A 276-nucleotide genomic window follows, 5' to 3' on the forward strand; every position below is an offset into this window, starting at 1 on the left:
GCCGCGGCGTACCGATTCGGGCGGGCTGGACACGAACACGTGGATCATCTCCGTGCCGCCGATGCCGTCGATCATCTCGATGCCGCTCGCTTGCTTCCACAATTGGCGGGTGGCGTCGGGCAGTGCCTCGCCGGCCGACACGCTCTTCTTCAGCGACGACAGGTCGAACTTGCCGACCAGCGCGGCCATCTGGCGATAGAACGTGGGCGCCGTGAACACGATCGTGGCGCGGAAGTCCTGGATCAGCTGCAACAGGCTTTCCGGCGTCAGGCGTTC

General features: G+C 65.6%; 1 protein-coding gene. It reads right to left on the minus strand.

Going from position 1 to position 276, the window contains the following annotated elements; all coding sequences use genetic code 11:
• On the minus strand, positions 1-276 hold a 276-nt coding region (locus SB751_RS30140; protein ID WP_410749038.1), incomplete at both ends, for an AMP-binding protein.

It is taken from the genome of Cupriavidus sp. SIMBA_020 (assembly GCF_046535395.1).
In the GTDB taxonomy this organism is placed as follows: domain Bacteria; phylum Pseudomonadota; class Gammaproteobacteria; order Burkholderiales; family Burkholderiaceae; genus Cupriavidus; species Cupriavidus campinensis.